The 17,315-nt window shown below is 58.2% G+C and carries 18 protein-coding genes; 16 read left to right on the top strand and 2 right to left on the bottom strand.

Annotated features, from left to right (window positions below):
* Positions 1-11: 11 nt before the first annotated feature.
* A complete protein-coding gene (locus P8K07_00840) occupies positions 12-1,298 on the bottom strand; it encodes an outer membrane beta-barrel protein (GenBank protein MDG1957065.1) in 1,287 nt (428 codons plus the stop codon).
* A 342-nt stretch (positions 1,299-1,640) separates the two neighbouring features.
* Here P8K07_00840 and P8K07_00845 point away from each other — a divergent pair, with 342 nt between their 5' ends.
* From P8K07_00845 to mtaB, 16 genes are all read left to right on the top strand, one after another.
* Positions 1,641-2,018: an NADH-quinone oxidoreductase subunit A gene (locus tag P8K07_00845; GenBank protein ID MDG1957066.1), complete on the top strand. Its 378-nt coding sequence runs from the start codon at positions 1,641-1,643 to the stop codon at positions 2,016-2,018.
* A gap of 11 nt (positions 2,019-2,029) precedes the next feature.
* Positions 2,030-2,533 carry an NADH-quinone oxidoreductase subunit NuoB gene (gene nuoB / locus P8K07_00850; protein ID MDG1957067.1) on the top strand — a complete coding sequence of 168 codons (504 nt, stop codon included), beginning with the start codon at positions 2,030-2,032 and terminating at the stop codon, positions 2,531-2,533.
* A gap of 1 nt (position 2,534) precedes the next feature.
* The gene (locus P8K07_00855; GenBank protein ID MDG1957068.1) at positions 2,535-3,032 is read left to right on the top strand and encodes an NADH-quinone oxidoreductase subunit C; all 498 of its coding nucleotides are present in this window, start codon (positions 2,535-2,537) and stop codon (positions 3,030-3,032) included.
* Positions 3,029-4,189 carry an NADH-quinone oxidoreductase subunit D gene (locus tag P8K07_00860; protein ID MDG1957069.1) on the top strand — a complete coding sequence of 387 codons (1,161 nt, stop codon included), beginning with the start codon at positions 3,029-3,031 and terminating at the stop codon, positions 4,187-4,189. Before P8K07_00855 ends, P8K07_00860 begins: the two co-directional genes overlap by 4 nt.
* A 32-nt stretch (positions 4,190-4,221) precedes the next feature.
* Complete coding sequence (nuoH, locus tag P8K07_00865) at positions 4,222-5,406, top strand: NADH-quinone oxidoreductase subunit NuoH (protein ID MDG1957070.1); 1,185 nt, start codon at positions 4,222-4,224, stop codon at positions 5,404-5,406.
* 9 nt (positions 5,407-5,415) lie between these two features.
* A complete protein-coding gene (locus P8K07_00870) occupies positions 5,416-5,949 on the top strand; it encodes an NADH-quinone oxidoreductase subunit I (protein MDG1957071.1) in 534 nt (177 codons plus the stop codon).
* Positions 5,950-6,008: 59 nt separating this feature from the next.
* Complete coding sequence (locus tag P8K07_00875; GenBank protein MDG1957072.1) at positions 6,009-6,506, top strand: NADH-quinone oxidoreductase subunit J; 498 nt, start codon at positions 6,009-6,011, stop codon at positions 6,504-6,506.
* Positions 6,506-6,835, top strand: coding sequence for an NADH-quinone oxidoreductase subunit NuoK (gene nuoK, locus P8K07_00880; protein MDG1957073.1), 330 nt, complete (start codon positions 6,506-6,508; stop codon positions 6,833-6,835). The genes P8K07_00875 and nuoK overlap by 1 nt, the downstream gene beginning before the upstream one ends.
* 14 nt (positions 6,836-6,849) lie before the next feature.
* A complete protein-coding gene (gene nuoL / locus P8K07_00885; protein MDG1957074.1) occupies positions 6,850-9,030 on the top strand; it encodes an NADH-quinone oxidoreductase subunit L in 2,181 nt (726 codons plus the stop codon).
* Between the two features lie 15 nt (positions 9,031-9,045).
* Positions 9,046-10,569: an NADH-quinone oxidoreductase subunit M gene (locus tag P8K07_00890; protein MDG1957075.1), complete on the top strand. Its 1,524-nt coding sequence runs from the start codon at positions 9,046-9,048 to the stop codon at positions 10,567-10,569.
* Between the two features lie 30 nt (positions 10,570-10,599).
* Positions 10,600-12,090, top strand: coding sequence for an NADH-quinone oxidoreductase subunit N (locus P8K07_00895; protein ID MDG1957076.1), 1,491 nt, complete (start codon positions 10,600-10,602; stop codon positions 12,088-12,090).
* A gap of 73 nt (positions 12,091-12,163) precedes the next feature.
* Positions 12,164-13,021, top strand: a complete 858-nt coding sequence (locus P8K07_00900; GenBank protein ID MDG1957077.1) for a nitrilase-related carbon-nitrogen hydrolase — start codon at positions 12,164-12,166, stop codon at positions 13,019-13,021.
* Positions 13,018-13,866: an NAD+ synthase gene (locus P8K07_00905; GenBank protein MDG1957078.1), complete on the top strand. Its 849-nt coding sequence runs from the start codon at positions 13,018-13,020 to the stop codon at positions 13,864-13,866. Before P8K07_00900 ends, P8K07_00905 begins: the two co-directional genes overlap by 4 nt.
* The gene (rsmI, locus tag P8K07_00910; protein ID MDG1957079.1) at positions 13,866-14,711 is read left to right on the top strand and encodes a 16S rRNA (cytidine(1402)-2'-O)-methyltransferase; all 846 of its coding nucleotides are present in this window, start codon (positions 13,866-13,868) and stop codon (positions 14,709-14,711) included. The genes P8K07_00905 and rsmI overlap by 1 nt, the downstream gene beginning before the upstream one ends.
* Positions 14,712-14,768: 57 nt before the next feature.
* The gene (hspQ, locus tag P8K07_00915) at positions 14,769-15,095 is read left to right on the top strand and encodes a heat shock protein HspQ (protein MDG1957080.1); all 327 of its coding nucleotides are present in this window, start codon (positions 14,769-14,771) and stop codon (positions 15,093-15,095) included.
* Entirely contained in the window at positions 15,061-16,431 is a 1,371-nt protein-coding gene (mtaB, locus tag P8K07_00920; GenBank protein MDG1957081.1) for a tRNA (N(6)-L-threonylcarbamoyladenosine(37)-C(2))-methylthiotransferase MtaB, read from the top strand. Before hspQ ends, mtaB begins: the two co-directional genes overlap by 35 nt.
* On the opposite strand, the gene P8K07_00925 is transcribed toward mtaB, so the two are convergent.
* Positions 16,419-17,273, bottom strand: coding sequence for a hypothetical protein (locus P8K07_00925; protein MDG1957082.1), 855 nt, complete (start codon positions 17,271-17,273; stop codon positions 16,419-16,421). The genes mtaB and P8K07_00925 overlap by 13 nt on opposite strands.
* Between the last annotated feature and the right edge of the window lie 42 nt (positions 17,274-17,315).

Raw genomic sequence — 17,315 nt, forward strand, 5'->3', positions numbered from 1 at the left:
GGCAGCTTAAATTAGAGAGAATATCCGATTTCGATCGCGATTGTATCCTGCCCGCTGAAGAGTTTGTTGGGTGTATTGCCCGTGAATACCGCGCGATCGGACTCATCGTGGCGGTACTCGCTGCGCAGATAGAGCCCATCCGAGAGGAAGACCCGTGCATCGAGTGAAACCGCCCAAAGGGTTTGCGGAACCCCGGTTCGAGCGCCCTGGCCGTCCTGGAACCATTCCCCGCGCAAGCCGGCCTGCCATCGATTGTATGTGTAGCTGGCAATTCCCGAGAATCCGGACCAGCTGGCGTGCTTGCCGGGCTTCCTCACACTGGCGCCACTCTCGCTCCCGAAGTCGTAGTTCAGGGTGAAGTTCAGGCCGGGCAGAGGGGTCATCCCGATGACGACATCGACGACGCCGCGGTTATTGGAATTGCAATACCGGCCAGAAAGAGGTGGCACGGCCCCGGGGTTGGGCAGGCAGGTCTGTTCAGGACCGATGATCCCGCTCATATAGAGCTGGAACTTTTCATTTGGGCGGATGGCCAATTGGCCGATTCCGCTGGCGCTATGGTTGTTGTCCTCGACGTTGTCCCAGCCCACCACCGCGCCGCCCGTCAGGGCGATCATATCGGTCACCTGATAGGTCGCATACGCACCCGTGTGGGTTCGCGGGATGGCGTAGCCGAACAGGAAGGAGCGGGAAAAGTTGACGTTTTTCCAAGGTTCCAGGACCTCGGCCCCGAGCAGCGTGGTCAGTCGGCCCGCTTTTACGAGCAGTCCCTTCCCCAGTTTGATGTTGAAGGCGAGCCACGCTTCCTGAAACTCCACGTCATTATATTCCCAGGTGGTATCGGGAATCAGGCCCGTGCCATTCCAATCGGCCTTGATCCGGCGGGCGAATCGTCCGGCATCCAATTTGACGTTCAAGCCCAGTTCGCCGAAGTCAGGATTCGGATTCAGGCCCAATTCGAGCTGGAAAAGCTCAAAGGCGACGGAATTTGCATTGTCGGCCAATGGTCGCAGAGTATTTTTGCCGTTGAAGGGGTCGTTGGCGTTCCAGATATAGGCCGCCGAGAAACCCAAACCGAGGTGTATTTGGCGATTGGCCAGCCACTCCTGCATTTCTGCGGTCCGGTTGTCGACCCAGTCCAGGGGCGGAATCGCCGCGAAGTCAGGGTCTTTTGCCTGCAAGCTTCGGGCGTAGGGTTCGGCAACGCCACCGAGAACGGCAGCCGAGGCGGGCGCTGCCGCCACCAAAAGCGTGGCGGCGATAACTGCCAAAACCAGATTCCACGGAAACTTTGCCATGATGAAGGTTGGGTTTAGCCCTTCCGAACGTCTTTTCCGAGTCCTCAGCGGGGATTCGCACATTTTCCTCCCAGAAAGGTTGGCTTCGGGGAAGCATCAGAGGAATTTGTTCGCTAGACATCGGAGTACGGACTGTCGGGGGGCTCGTTTCGTGGCGACCTTCGGGGGACTGCGTTAGAGAGGGTCCGTCGGCTGTACATGTCGATTGTCTGAAAACTATTAGGAAGACTCATTCGGGGCAGTTGTGCCCGTCGTTGACGTAACGGGAAGCCGAGTGATAACTACAACCGCCATTCTGAAAAAGGTGCGCTTGTGAACTTCGATTTTGCCAATGTTCTCGTGATGCTTCTGCTGGGGGCTGTAACAGCTGCCTTGATGCTGACCCTCGGCTCCGTGCTTCGGCCGTCAAACCCGGAGCGTCAAAAGCTCAGCACGTACGAGTGCGGGGAGCCACCCACCGGCAGCGCCTGGATCAATTTCAATATCCGTTTCTATCTAATCGCGCTGATCTTCGTCATCTTCGATGTGGAAGTCGCGTTCGTCTACCCGGTAGCCACGGCCTTTCGACCTTTCGTCGAGAACGGTCAGGGGCTGCTTGTCTTTACTGAAATCCTGGTTTTCGTGGGGATTCTGTTTCTCGGACTGGTCTATGTCTGGGTCAAGCGGGATCTGGAATGGCTCAAGCCAGTCATCAAAGAAGAACCAAGTCTCAAGGCCTGAGGAAATCGATCATGTCGTTGATCAACACGCTTCCCGAATCCGTCGTGACCACCAAGGTGGACGACCTTTTGAACTGGACCCGCAAATCGTCGGTTTGGTATATGCTCTTCGGACTCGCCTGCTGCGGAATCGAGATGATGCAGACCGGTGGACCCCGCTCGGACCTCGACCGGTTTGGTATGGTTCCCCGAGCGACGCCGCGCGTCTCGGATCTGATGATCGTCTCCGGCACCCTGACGCTGAAAATGGCACTTCGTACCAAGCTGCTCTATGAGCAGATGCCCGATCCGAAATACGCCGTTTCCATGGGCAGTTGTGCTAACTGCGGAGGCCTCTTTCAACTCGCCTACTCCGTGTGCGACGGCGTGGACAAAGTGATTCCGATCGACGTCTACGTTCCCGGATGTCCCCCCCGGCCGGAGGCCTTGACCGAAGGGCTCCTGAAGCTGCAGGACAAGATCCAGCAGGAGCGCTGGCTGGTCAAGAAGCCTGACACCGCCGAGGCCGTCGCCTAAAATGGAAGCCGCTGAAATCCACAATGCTCTGCGGGCCGAATTCGACCACGCAATCGGTGAGGAACTGGGAGCCGAAGAGTGGCCGGTGCTGCCGGTTGAGGGCGCTCGGATCGCCGAGGTTTGCACCTTTTTGCGGGACCACGAATCCCTGCAGATGGACTGTCTGTCGAACCTGACCGGCGTCGATCTGCCGGACGAGAATCAGATTCAGGTCCACTACAATATTTTTTCCTACAAATTTCGCCACCAACTGACGCTTTGCGCCGGAACGATTCGCCTCGACCCCTCCTTGCCGACAACTTGCGGGGTGTGGCCAGCGGCCAATTGGTTGGAGCGGGAATGTTTTGATCTTTTGGGGGTTCGCTTTGTCGGGCACCCGGATCTGCGCCGGATTCTGATGCCCGAAGACTGGGTTGGCCATCCGTTGCGCAAGGATTTTGTCGAGCCCGATGAGTACCACGGAATTTCGACCCGACGAGAAAGTCTTCTGAAGCTATGAGCCTTCCCTCGATTGAACTCGACCTCGAACGCGAGACCCCGGCGGGGCTTGAGACCGAGGAGATGACCCTGAACATGGGGCCGCAGCATCCTTCTACCCACGGCGTGCTTCGATTTGTCGTCAAGGCGGACGGCGAGATCATGCGGCGAGCCATTCCGGATATTGGTTATCTGCACCGCTCGATTGAAAAAATCTCCGAAAAAGTCGGCTATCACGGCTTCATGCCCTATACCGACAGGGTCGATTACGTCTCGGCGATGCAATGCAACCAGGGGTGGGCCATGGCCTGTGAATCCCTCGGTGGTGTTGAGGTGCCGCGGCGCGGCGAATATTGCCGCGTGATCGCGTCAGAGCTGGGGCGGATCGCCAGCCATTTGCTCTCGGTCGGAGCGACGGCGATGGATATCGGAGCGATCACTCCGTTTACGCACGGCATTCGCGAACGCGAGAAGATCAACGACCTTCTCGAAGAGTTATGCGGCGCCCGTCTGACCTTCAATTATATGCGCATCGGCGGGGTTTGCTGGGATCTTCCCTCAGGATTCGCCGGCCGGGTTCTCGGCTTCCTTGATGGATTCGAGCCTCTGATCGACGAGTTCAACGAACTGATCTCGTTCAACAAGATTTACGTCGAGCGCTTGGCCAATGTGGCCATTATCCCGGCGGAACTCGCGATTTCCTACAACCTCGTCGGACCCAATTTGCGCGGGTCGGGGGTTTGCTATGACGTCCGAAAGGATGCCCCTTATTCCGTCTATCCGGAATTCGACTTCGAAGTTCCTGTTGGTTCGGGGCAAAAAGGTGTCGTGGGCGATTGCTGGGACCGATATTTCGTGCGGATGCAGGAGATCAAGCAGAGCTGCCGGATTGTTCGCCAGGCTTTGGAAGGAATGCCCGAAGGTGGGGTTGTTGCCAAAGTCGCCAGAACCTTCAGGCCGCCTGCGGGTCAGGTGTACGCTCGTGTCGAGGGATCGCGGGGCGATATGGGATGGTTTGTGGCCAGTGATGGCTCGGCCTTCCCGCTGCGCACACATATCCGCACCGGATCCTATTCCGCCATGGCGATCATCGAGGAAGTGTCGCAGGGATTGATGATTGCCGATTTGGTCGCAGTCATCGCCAGTTTTGATATCGTGGCGCCGGAGGTCGACCGCTAGGCGCGGTCGGTCTGGCAAAGGTCAAAGGAACGATGCAGGGATTTGCTGACAGCTTGCTCCACGGGGGGCTACTCACGGGGATGCCGGTCGAGCTGGGATATGCGCTCGTGGTGGCGCTATTTGCCTTCCTCGTGCTCAACTTCATCATGCTCAACGCGGGCATCTTCAGCTGGGCCGAGCGGCGAATCTGGGCGCGAATCCAGTCGCGCGTGGGACCCAACCGAGTTGGACCTCAGGGCTTCCTGCAGTGGCTGGCCGATGGCCTGAAAAATATCATGAAAGAGGACCTCATTCCCGAGGAGGCCGACGCGCCCTTGTTCAAGGCTGCTCCCTACCTCGCCATGATGGGCTTCTTTGCGGCGTTTGCCGCGCTTCCGTTCGCGCAGGGCGTGATTGTCGCGGACCTCAATGTCGGCATCCTCTATATTACGGCGGTGACGGCTCTGGTGGTTGTCGGGATTCTGATGGCCGGCTGGTCTTCGAACAACAAATGGGCGTTGCTCGGTGGCATTCGTTCCGCAGCTCAGATCATCTCCTACGAGATCCCGGCGGGCTTGGCGGTGGTCACGGTCGTGATCTACTCGGGCACCCTCAGCATGCAGGGAATCATCGAGCAGCAGGGCTGGGCGCCGTGGAATTGGTATATGTTCTCCAATCCCTTCCTGATGATCGCGTTCTTTATCTTCTTTGTTTCTCTTCTCGCTGAAGGAAACCGCACTCCCTTTGATTTGCCGGAGGCTGAGTCCGAGCTGGTGGCTGGTGCCTTTACCGAATATAGCGGCCTCCGGAATCTGCTCTTTTTCCTCGTGGAGTGGGGCAACCTCTACGTGATCGGCGCGATTTGCGCGACGCTATTCCTGGGCGGCTGGCAGGTGCCCGCATTCACCGAGAACGCAGTATTGCTGGGCATCGCTCAATGTCTCAGCTTTTTTATCAAGACGTATTTCCTCGTATTTCTCTGCATGTGGATCCGCGGCACGTTGCCGCGCGTTCGTGTGGATCAGTTGATGACCCTGTGCTGGAAATATCTCGTGCCAATGACCTTTGTGAACCTGATCTGCGCGATGCTCTACTTTGTGCTTTTCCCTCAGGGGAACCTGCTGGTGAGTCTGACGCTTTTCGGACTCGGCGTGGGTGTGGTTGTTTACTTCTTTCGACGGGTGGCGTTTCATTTGCGTCGCGCCAAGCCCGAAATTCACCTCAGCCCATTTATTTAGGATCATTTCATGGCCGGTTATTTTGCAAATATCCGCGAGACTATCGCGACGATTTTCGAGGGGATGACCATCACGGCCTCCCATTTCGTGCGAAAGCCTTTCACGATTCAATATCCGGATCGGATCGATATCCCGATTCAGGACCAACTTCCTTTCCGCTACCGCGGCATTCTCGATGTGGACCTCGAGATCTGCACTGGCTGCCTGGCTTGCGAGAGGGCCTGCCCGATCGATTGCATCGTGATCGAGGCCAAGAAGAACAAGCAAACCAAGGAAATGGTACTGGAGCGATTCGATATCGATATCGCCAAATGCATGTACTGCGGGCTGTGCTCGGAGCCATGTCCGACCGGGTCCATCCACCATACGCCTGAGTTCGAGGGGTCGGATTATTCCCTCGAGAGCTTGATTCGGCGTTACGTCAAGGCTCCCGTTTCGGCTTACAAGGTTTCCAAGGAACCCGAAACGGACCCCGAAGTCGCTCCGATCCTCAAGCGTGGCCTGAGGTATCTCGATGAGTTCGCGACTCCGAAGGACAACTGAAGGACATTGGGAGACTTAGCCTTGAATCAAGACGTTCCCATTCGGCAGGAGATCTTGCGTTGATCTACGCGGCACTATTTTACCTCATCGCCGGGCTGACTATCCTGTGTGCCCTGGGTGTCGCCCTCTCACAGAATGTGGTGTACGCGGCATTTGCCTTGATGGGCACACTCATCGGCGCCGCCGGGATCTATGCGTTCCTGGCTGCCGATTTTGTCGCTGTCGTACAGGTTCTCGTTTACGTCGGCGGGATTCTGGTTCTGACGCTCTTCGCCATCATGCTCACCCACCAAATTTCCGACATCAACGTCTCCAACCGCTCGGTGGGCTGGCTCCCGGCCAGCCTTCTGGTGCTCGCGACCGGCGCGGCAATGTCCTACGCGGTCGTGCAGGGGAATTGGTTTACAGCTGCCGTGCCCGAGGCTCTGCCGACGACTTATCGGATCGGTGAGGCCTTCCTTACCGACTATCTCCTGCCCTTCGAACTTGCGTCAGTCGTCCTTTTGACCGCCTTGATCGGGGCGGTTGTTTTGTCCCGCAAAGAGCTGAGAGACTGATGCAGCTTCCTGCCTTCGTTCTGGAGATCGGTCTCCATCACTACCTGCTGACCAGCCTCGCGATTTTTCTATGCGGGTTGTTTACTGTTTTGACGCGCCGGAATGCGATCGGTGTCCTGATGGGCATCGAGCTGATTCTGAATGCAGCCAATATCAACTATATCGCTTTTGCCCGCTTCGGCGGGGGCACGATTGATGGCCAGATCTTTTCTGTCTTCGTGATCATGCTCGCGGCGGCCGAAGCGGCTATCGGTCTGGCGATTGTTCTCGGGATCTATCGCAAATTCGAGACAATTGATCTCGAGGCCACGGATACCCTTCGGGGCTAGGAACGGAGACGATCGTGACAGACCCGATACATGTCGACTATCTCCGCTGGATCATTCTGATTCCGTTGATCGGTGCTTCCATCAACGGGTTGCTCGGATTTCATATCCAGAAGCGCTTCGGCAGACCTGCCGTAGGTTTTATTGCCTGCCTGCCCGTGGTCGCGAGCTTCGCGCTCGCTGTCATGGCTTTCACGCAACTGCTCGGACTTGAACCCGACCAGAGATTCCTTCTCGACGATATGTCGCGTTGGATTCACGTCGGCAGCTTGAAGGTCAATCTGGCCTGGTGGGTCGACCCACTTTCATCCGTAATGCTGCTCGTGATCACCGGCATCGGCGGTCTCATTCACTTCTTCTCGTGGGGCTATATGGATGACGAACCAAGCCTCTGGAGATTTTACGCCTACCTGAACCTTTTCATGGGGGCGATGCTGACTCTGGTTCTCGGCGACAGCTTGTTGACGCTCTTTGTCGGTTGGGAAGGTGTAGGGCTCTGCTCCTACGCACTGATCGGCTTCTGGTACAAGGAGAAGGCCAACGCCTCTGCCGCGATGAAGGCCTTTGTCGTCAACCGTATCGGTGACTTTGGTTTCGTTCTGGGGATGTTCGGCCTCTTCTGGGTTCTGGATGCGCATGGGGCAGGGACTCTCGTCTTTCGCGAGTTGCAGGGATCCGTCCAGCATCTCCAAGGCGAGACGATTCTCGGCTTTGGCGCGGCAACTTTCATCACGCTGATGCTCTTTGTTGGCGCGAGCGGCAAGTCAGCCCAGATTCCCCTGTACGTATGGCTTCCCGACGCGATGGCGGGCCCGACCCCGGTGTCGGCCCTGATCCATGCTGCGACGATGGTGACCGCGGGCGTCTATATGATCGCCCGGCTGAACTTTCTCTTTGATATGGCCCCGGACACGTTGACGGTCATTGCGTCGATCGGGACAGCGACCGCTCTCTTTGCCGCCACGATCGGCGTCGCGCAGTGGGATATCAAGAAAGTTCTGGCCTACTCGACGGTGTCCCAGCTCGGGTTCATGTTTATCGCCATGGGTGTCGGCGCCTACGATGCAGGTGTCTTTCACCTCTTCACACACGCTTTCTTCAAAGCCTGTCTCTTTCTTGGTTCCGGGAGCATTATCCATGCCCTGCATCACGAGCAGGATATGCGAAATATGGGCGGCCTGAAGAAGTATATGCCGCTGACTTACCTGACCTTCCTTGTCTCGACCTTGGCTCTCTCGGGGATCCCGCCGTTCGCCGGGTTCTTCTCCAAGGATGAAATTCTCTGGAAAGCCTGGTCGAGCCCGCATGGGTCCCCGATCTTCTGGGCGTTGGGCAGCATCGCGGCGGGGTTCACCGCTTTCTATATGTTCCGACAGGTCTTCATGGTCTTTTTCGGAGAATATCGCGGCGGACACCACCAGGACCACGAAGAAATAGACGAGCACGGCGAAGATCACGAGCATGGACACCATGGTGCCCATGTCCCGCATGAATCAGCGCTCTGGATGACCGTGCCCTTGTTGATCCTCGCTGCCGGCGCCTTGCTCACAGGTTTCCTCAACGTGCCCGGTGCACTCGGTGGCTCGCATGTCTTTTCGACCTGGCTGGCTCCCGTCCTCGATGCGGGCGGAGGGCACGGCGCGGCCGCCGCTGCTCACGGTACCGGTCACGGGGTAGCGGCTGTTGCCGGCCATCTGGCCCATGATGTTGCCGAGGTGGCGCATCATGTGGCGCATGATCCTTTCGAATATATCCTGATGGGATTGTCGGTCGCGGTGGCGTTCTTCGGGATCTTCCTCGCCTGGATGATGTACGAAAGAAAGGCGATTGCGCCGGAGCGCTTCAGCGAGATTCTGGCGGGTGTCCCCCACCGGGTCCTGTTCAACAAATATTACGTCGACGAGATTTACGAAGCGACGGTTATTCGAGGAACGGTGGCGATCGCCGGAATCCTTGCAGCATTCGATCGCGTGGTGGTCGATGGAATCGTGAATGGCGCGGCTTGGGTCGTGCGGCAAGCGGCGCTTGTTGAGAGCGCTTTCGACAAATACATCGTGGATGGTGCGGTGAACGGCGTAGGAGCTGTTTCCCTCTGGATTGGAGAGCGCGTTCGCGTTGTCCAGACAGGGCACATCTACTCTTATCTCTATGCGATCGTGATCGGCGTGGTTGTCGTCATGTTCGTCCGCTTGATGTGATCGGGATTACGAAAAATGCCGGATAACGTTCTGACCTGGATGATCTTTACCCCCCTGCTGGGTGCGGTGGTGCTGCTCTTTCTGCCTTCAAAGGCCGACAAGCTCATCAAAACGGTAGCCATCGGCTTCACCATACCGCCGCTCCTGCTCGCGGTGGGTATTTTTCAGGAGTTTGATCGAACCACGATCGCGATGCAGTTCGTGCAGCGCGCGGAGTGGATCCCGTCCTTCAATATCCAATACTTTGTGGGCATCGACGGTGTCTCCATCACCATGGTGCTGCTCTCGGCGCTGCTTTGCCCCATCTGCCTGCTGGCTTCCTGGAATATCGACAAGGCAGTCAAGGCATATTTTGCGCTCTTCCTCTTGCTCGATACGGCAATGATGGGTGTCTTCTGCGCACTCGATTTCTTCCTCTTCTTTGTTTTTTGGGAAGTGATGCTGCTGCCGATGTACTTCCTGATCGGCATCTGGGGCGGACCCAGACGCGAATACGCAGCGATCAAATTCTTCATCTACACGATGGTCGGCTCGGTCCTGATGATGGTCGCGATGCTGGCTCTATATTTCTACAGCGAGCCCTACACTTTTGACCTTCTGGTCCTCGCTGAGCGAGCGCCGACTTATTCCATTACCTTCCAGCGGCTTGCCTGGGTGGCTTTGTTCATCGGCTTCGCGATCAAGGTGCCGGCATTTCCCTTCCATACCTGGCTGCCGGATGCGCACGTGGAAGCACCAACCGCCGTCTCGGTCATTCTGGCCGGCGTGCTCCTGAAAATGGGCACCTACGGGATCCTGCGTATCAATTACCCGCTATTCCCCGAGGCGACAGTCGAATTTGCTTTCTATTGCCTGGTCGCTCTGGGGGTTTGGAATATTGTCTACGGGGCCCTGTGCGCCATGGCGCAGACGGATCTCAAAAAGCTGATCGCATACTCTTCCATCAGTCATATGGGTTACGTGATGTTCGGGATGGCCACGCTGACCCAGCAGGGCATCGACGGCGCCGTTCTGCAGATGTTCAACCACGGCACCGTGACCGCGATGCTCTTCCTTCTGGTGGGTGTGATCTATGACCGCGCGCATCACCGCGAAATCAATGGTTTCGGCGGCATCGCGCAAATCATGCCCTTCTATACGGGTTGGACCGCGTTGGCGTTTTTCGCAGCAATGGGCCTCCCCGGGTTGTCGGCTTTTGTTTCCGAGGTCCTCGTCCTGATTGGTGGTTGGCAGAACTATCCCAAGCTGACCATTGTTGCGGCAAGCGCGGTCGTTTTGACCGCCGGCTATATGCTCTGGGCGCTGCAGCGAGTGTATCTGGGTCCTCCGAACGAGAAATATCTGGATCTGCCCGATATCAGTCTGCGTGAAGTGGCCACACTGGCTCCCCTCGCGGTGATTGTCATCGTTCTCGGTGTCTATCCCCAACCCATTCTCGAGTTGATCGATGTTTCCTTGACCCACCTCAACGGCGTGCTCGTCGCTGCGAAACAGGGAGGGGCGGCGATCGCATCGACCGCCACTGTCGCACACCCTTAGGGTGTGAAACTGGACGGTCGGGAAGACTCCATGGCAGATTTAGGGAATATCGCGAGTTTCGCCTACAGCGTGCCTGAAATAGTGCTCGCCTTGTCGGTGGTAGCACTCTTCATCGTCGATCTCGTTGTTGTGAACAAGCAGGTCGTCGGCCGGTTGGCATTGGTGGCTATTGGCGTTGTGGTCGCAATGCTGGCTTTTTCGATGCCGGAAGCAGGAGATATCCACTCTCTATTCCATCGTCAGGTGGTCTACGACGAGTACGGTCAGTTCTTCAAAATTCTGCTCGCTCTCTGCGGGTTTGCGGCTGTCTGGATGTCTCTGGGCTCGGTTGAGGTCCGTCGGGTGAACCAGGGTGAGTATTTCGCCATTCTTCTGGCAGCGACGCTGGGCATGCTTTTTATGGCATCGGCGACCAATTTGCTGATGGGCTATCTCGCGCTGGAGTTTGTGAGTCTGGCCTCTTACGTCTTGTGCGGTTACGCGCTGCATAGTCGTCGGGCGAGTGAAGCGTCTCTGAAATATCTCATCTACGGTGGGGTGGCTTCGGGGACGATGATCTACGGCATGAGCTGGATCTACGGGCTCACCGGGAGCCTGGATTTCGCCACAATCCAAAATACATTGGCCGCGTCTGATGGTTCGTCGTTGCCCCTTTTTGTAGGGCTGGTCCTCACGCTTGCCGGTTTTGGCTACAAGGTTTCGGCGTTTCCCTTCCATATGTGGGCGCCAGATATCTATCAGGGTGCACCGATTCCGGTGGCGACATTTCTGGCCGTGGGCTCCAAGTCTGCGGGCTTCGCCCTGATGATTCGCTTCTTCTTTACCGCTGTGGCGATTCCGAGCGGTGGTGGGGTGTATGAATTGGTCGGCGGTGTCGATTGGACGAATTTGTTGCTCGCGATTTCGATCGTCACAATGACCTTCGGGAATCTCGCCGCTCTCAATCAAACTAAAAGCGTCAAGCGCCTGTTGGCTTATTCGAGTGTCGCTCACGCGGGCTATCTTCTGATGGGACTCGTGGTGCTCACCGGAGACGGATTGAGCGCGATGCTGTTCTATCTCGCCATCTACTACATCATGAATCTGGGCGCGTTCCTGGTCGTGATGATCGTAGCCAATCAGTCCGGTCGTGATGACTTGGACAGTTTCCGCGGGCTTGCCTGGCGCGGCGGTATTCTGCCGGCGACGGCGATGGCGATCTTCCTTTTCTCGCTCACCGGACTGCCGCCCTTTGCCGGATTTATCGGCAAGTTCTACCTCTTTGCCGCCGTCATCCAGCGCGAACTCTACCTTCTGGCAATTGCGGGCGTTCTCAACAGCGTCTTGTCGCTCTTCTATTATGTGAAGATCGTTCGGACGATGTTCCTTGTGGAACCCGAAGGTGGGGAAGGCCCCGTCGTGCTGGACCGTCACAACGGAGTGCTCCTCGGGGTGCTGGCCGTGGCGACTCTTGTGTTGGGGGTTTACTGGGCGCCGCTGGCTGATCTCGCTGACCGCTCCGCCCATTTCTTTATCGGGTGAGGGCTTCGGCCGGTCGGGATCAGGACCTCGTACGGGTTATCGAGCGCCGTGTTTTCCTGTGGTAGGGTAGGGTATGGCCGATCGATTCACCGTTGCCCTAGCTCAGGTCAGTCCGCGCCTTGCCGACGTTGAGACGAACCTCGAGACCTATGCAGAACAAATTCGCGAGGCCTCCGGTCTCGGCGCGGATCTGCTGGTTTTTCCTGAACTCAGCCTGACCGGCTACCATCTCAAGGACGATGTCTCGGAGGTGGCGACTCGCCTTGATGGTCCGATTGCTCGCAAGCTCCGCGAGATGTCCAAGGGGACGGCGTTCGTTGCCGGCCTTGTGGAGGAGTCGCCCGACTTCCAATTCTATAATAGCGCGGTCTGGTTCGAGGACGGTGAGATCAGCCACGTCCACCGGAAGGTCTACCTGCCGACTTACGGGATGTTTGACGAGAATCGCTACTTCGCAAGAGGCCGCCGGATTGTCGCGCACGATGCCGCGGTTGCCCGTGTCGCAACCTTGGTCTGCGAGGATTTCTGGCATCCTTCGACCAGCTATCTGGCCGCGCTGGACGGCGCTCTTGCTCTGGTCTGCCCGTCGTCGAGCCCGGCGCAGGGAATGGCCGAGGATGAGGACTGCGACAAAAATGCTCGCACCTGGGAGCTCTTCACGCGAGCAACGGCTCAGGTCTATGGTTTGTTTGTCTTCTATGCGAACCGGGTCGGTTTCGAGGATGGTGTCGGCTTTTGGGGCGGCTCCGAGATTGTCGGGCCCGATGGCGAGGTTTTGGTAAAGGCGCCATATTATGAAGCCGCGATGGTCTGTGCCGAGGTCGACCTGGCAGCGGCGCGACGCCGGAGAATCGTGGCACCGGTGCTTCGAGATGAAGATCTCGATCTCACGGCTCGTGAGCTCGATCGAATTCTGCGGGGGCGGCAATGACGCAATCCCCGGAAGTGAATCCGCAATTTGAATTGCCCTCGAATTTATCACTTCTCGAGACCGTTCTGGTGAAGTTCCTCGCCGACGAGGTGGGCAAGACAGGTTGCGAGAAGGTGGTGGTCGGTCTTTCGGGTGGCGTGGATTCCGCGCTCTCGGCGGCGCTGGCGGCACGGGCGCTTGGACCCGAAAACGTTCTGGGAATTTTGATGCCCTACAAACTCTCCAGCAAGGAGAGCCTCTCGGATGCGGCCGCGCTGGCGACGGCCACGGGCATCGAAACGAGCACCATCGAAATCTCCGAGCAGATCGATGCATATTTCAGTCAGTTTCCGGAAGCAGATGTGATGCGTCGCGGAAACAAGATGGCGCGCGAGAGGATGACGATTCTCTATGACCACTCGGCACGCCAAGGTGGATTGGTTCTGGGTACGAGTAACAAGACCGAGTTGCTTTTGGGTTACGGGACTCTGCACGGGGATATGGCTTCGGCCATCAATCCAATCGGAGACCTCTACAAGACGCAGGTCTGGAAGCTTTCGCGAGCACTCGGCGTTCCCGATTCGATTATCGACAAGGCGCCCTCGGCCGATTTGACGCCGGGCCAGACCGACGAGGATGACCTGGGATTCTCCTACGCGGAGGTCGACCGATTGCTCTACGCGATGGTCGATCAACGCTACGCTCGCGACGAACTGCTGCAAGCAGGATTTGCCGCTGATTTTGTCGACAAGGTAGCCCGTCGGGTGCAGCGGTCGCAGTTCAAGCGCCGTCTGCCGGTGATTGCCAAGATCTCGGCACGAACGATCGATCGTGATTTCCGCTACGCGCGGGACTGGGGCCTGTAATGCCCGATCCGGGGGTGATTTTTATTGTCGCCACCCCGATCGGGAACCTGGAAGATATCACTCTGCGCGCCGTAAGGATTTTGGGCGAGGTCGATTTCATTGCGGCGGAAGATACCCGAAGAACGGGGAAACTTCTTTCGCACCTCGGACTGAAGACTCGGATGGTCTCCTATCATGACGCGACCGAGCGCAGGCGAGCTCCCGAACTGGTGGCGCGGGTCGTTGCTGGCGAATCCATGGCATTGGTCAGTGATGCGGGTACTCCTCTGGTCGCCGATCCTGGGTTTCGGCTCGTCTCGGTGGCCGCCGCCGAAGGGCTCCAGGTGGTCCCGGTCCCCGGGGCATCGGCGCCATTGGCTCTGTTGGCCGCTTCCGGTCTGCCGACCGATCGGTTCCGTTTTGTCGGCTTCCTGCCCGCGCGTGCCAAAGCCCGTCGGGATGCAATTGCCGAAATGAAGATGGAAAAGGATACCCTGGTTCTTTTCGAGACCGCTCGTCGTCTTCCTGGGGCATTGCAGGATCTCGCCGATATTCTCGGTGACCGTCCAGCGGTAGTTGGTCGGGAGTTGACCAAGAAATATGAGGAAATCCGCCGTGGTACGCTGGCCTCGTTGGAGCAGCACTTCCGCGAGGCGCCCACGATCCGTGGCGAGATCGTTCTGGGGATCGGGCGGGCCGCGACGGATGACGACTCCGCCAGCCGGCTCGTGGAGGCGGAGGAGCGACTGGCAAAGCGTCTGGCGGAAGGGGAAAGCCCATCACGAGCCGCCCGTGCCGTGGCGGAGGAGCTGGGATTATCCCGCCGGGAGGTCTATGGCCTCGCCCACCGCAAGGAAAACTCCTGAGATAAGTGGTCTCGGCGCGTTGAAGAGGACGCTTCCGGTATCTAACATCACGGGAGGATGCTTGCGCGCGAGGCCAAATTTCGAATCGGAGAGGTTGTTCGCCACCGATTCCTTTCCTTCCGTGGTGTGATTTTCGATGTCGATCCGACCTTTGATCATACCGATGAATGGTGGGAGGCGATTCCGGAGAAGATTCGCCCGAAGAAGGATCAGCCCTACTACCATCTCCTCGCGGAGAACGAGAAGACCCATTACACCGCCTACGTTTCCGAGCAGAATCTTTTGATGGACGAGTCCGGCGATCCGGTCACGCATCCGGAAGTGGATGATATCTTCGGAGATCTGGAAGATGGCCGGTACGAACCGCTCCATATCGAGCACTGAGGCGACGAGTCCTTCGCCGGTTTGCGAGTTGCCGGCGACATCGTCCGTTGGTGCTCCGGAGGATTCCTCGGGAAGCTCTGTCGAGGTTCTCACCTTTGGCTGTCGTTTGAACGCCTACGAAAGCGAAGTCATGCGTCGCCATGCGCTCGATGCGGGACTCTCGGACGTGGTGATTGTGAATAGCTGCGCGGTCACTGCTGAAGCAGAGCGTCAAGTGCGACAGGCCATTCGTCGGGCGCGCCGAGAGAATCCGTCGGCCTCGATCGTGGTGACCGGATGCGCGGCGCAGCTCGCCGCTGAAAAATTCGCAGCCATGCCCGAGGTGACTCGGGTTCTGGGAAATGCCGAAAAGATGGCTCCCGCTAGCTGGTTGCCGCGACCCGATCAGCCGAGAGTATCGGTGGCGGATATCCAGCAAGTGCGGGAGACCGCCGGCCATTTGTTGCCTGGATTCGAGAGTCGGACGCGGGCGTTTTTGCAGGTCCAGAATGGTTGCGACCACCGATGCACCTTCTGCATCATTCCCTACGCGCGGGGGCCGGCGCGATCCGTGCCGGTGGCACAGGTTGTCGCTCAGGTGCAAGAGTTGATTTTGGCCGGCGTAGGAGAGGTTGTGTTCTCCGGGGTGGATCTGACTTCCTACGGTCAGGACCTGGGCGTGGATGTCACGCTGGGCGGGCTCGTGCGACGGGTGCTTCACGAGGTCCCCGGCTTGCGACGGTTGCGGATTTCTTCGGTCGACCCGTGCGAAATTGACGAAGATCTCTGGCGGGCTGTTGCAGAGGAGGAGCGCCTGATGCCTCATTTTCATCTTTCCCTGCAATCAGGTGACGATATGATCCTCAAGCGCATGAAGCGTCGTCACAGCCGGGCGCAGTCCGTCGAAGTTGCGCAACGACTGCGGAGACTTCGCCCGGGGGCAGCCATCGGTGCGGACCTGATCGCGGGCTTCCCTACGGAAACAGAGGAAATGTTCCGGAATTCGCTCGAGCTCATAGGCGACTGCGGACTGGTCCATTTGCACGTCTTCCCTTATTCGGAGCGCTCGGGAACTCCGGCGGCCCGAATGCCGTCGATGCCTAAATCAGTGCGGAAGGCGAGGGCGGCGGCCCTGCGAGCGGCAGGAGAAAAGGCATTGGTCAATCATTTGGCCGCGAAGTTGGGGCGCATCGAAGAAGTCCATATCGAATCGGACGGCCGCGGCTTGGCCCCGGATTTTTCCCGAGTTGTTTTTCCGCAAGGAACTCCCCCGGCGCCGGCAGGTAGCTTCCGGCAGGCCCGGATCGTGGATGTCGTAGACCAGGCGCTTCTCGCCGAGTTCGTTCAGGGCCCCTGAGGGATCAGAGCTCTTGCGGCGTATGTTGCTGGCGGTTGAAATCTGCCGGGATCGACTTGCACCTGCTCGATACTGGTGAAGATCGTTTCTCGAACGGCACCGCCGGCGTCCTTTTGCCGTGTGCGCAAGGGAATGCCCTTGACCTGCCGAAAGAGGTCGAAGGGATGGTGCATCGAGGCCATCGGACTTCCCCCGACCTCATCGATCATACGGGTTTGGAACTCGCCCAGTTGCTCGAGCGCCTGGAGATCTTCTTCGGTGACGCCTGCGTCCTGCCAGGTTTGTGCGCAGATCTCTGCGGTCTCGGAGCCTGCCTGGTCGACTTCGAAGAGTCGACAGGGACGTCCGGCGACGCTGTCCTCGCGACCGGTGGCTCGCACCTGCAGCGGACTGGCGGGGGGAGCGGGTTCGGGGTCCTGAAAGCCGCCGACGCCGCTATGGCCGGCCATCATTTTTTCAGCCATCTCGCGTTGTTCAGGTGGCAGCTTTTCGAGTCTCGCCAGAACCTCCGCTCGCGCTGCCTTCTGGCGTTCGCGGATCGCATTTCCGGTTGAGGCATCGAGTCTCGTGACGGATTTGTCTGCGTGGTTGACGATCAGCAGGACCTGCTTTTTGCCGTCGAAAATCATCGAGATAGCCGGCCGACCTTGTCCGGGGTTCTGGACATCCATGCGAAGGCGAGAACCGGAGAGTTCCATTTCCGTCAGCACGGGTTCCGCACCGGTTTGACCGTCCGTGCTTTGGGTGGTGGCTCGCACGCCTGCGAATGCCACAGGTGGCCCGGAGAAAGTCGCGACGACGAGAAGCGCGACGAAAAGAAGCGTCAATTCAGCAAACCTCATGCAGTCATCATCGCATGAACTTCGACCCATTGGCGAGAGGCA

This window comes from Candidatus Binatia bacterium (assembly GCA_029248525.1).
In the GTDB taxonomy this organism is placed as follows: Bacteria; Desulfobacterota; Binatia; order UBA12015; family UBA12015; genus UBA12015.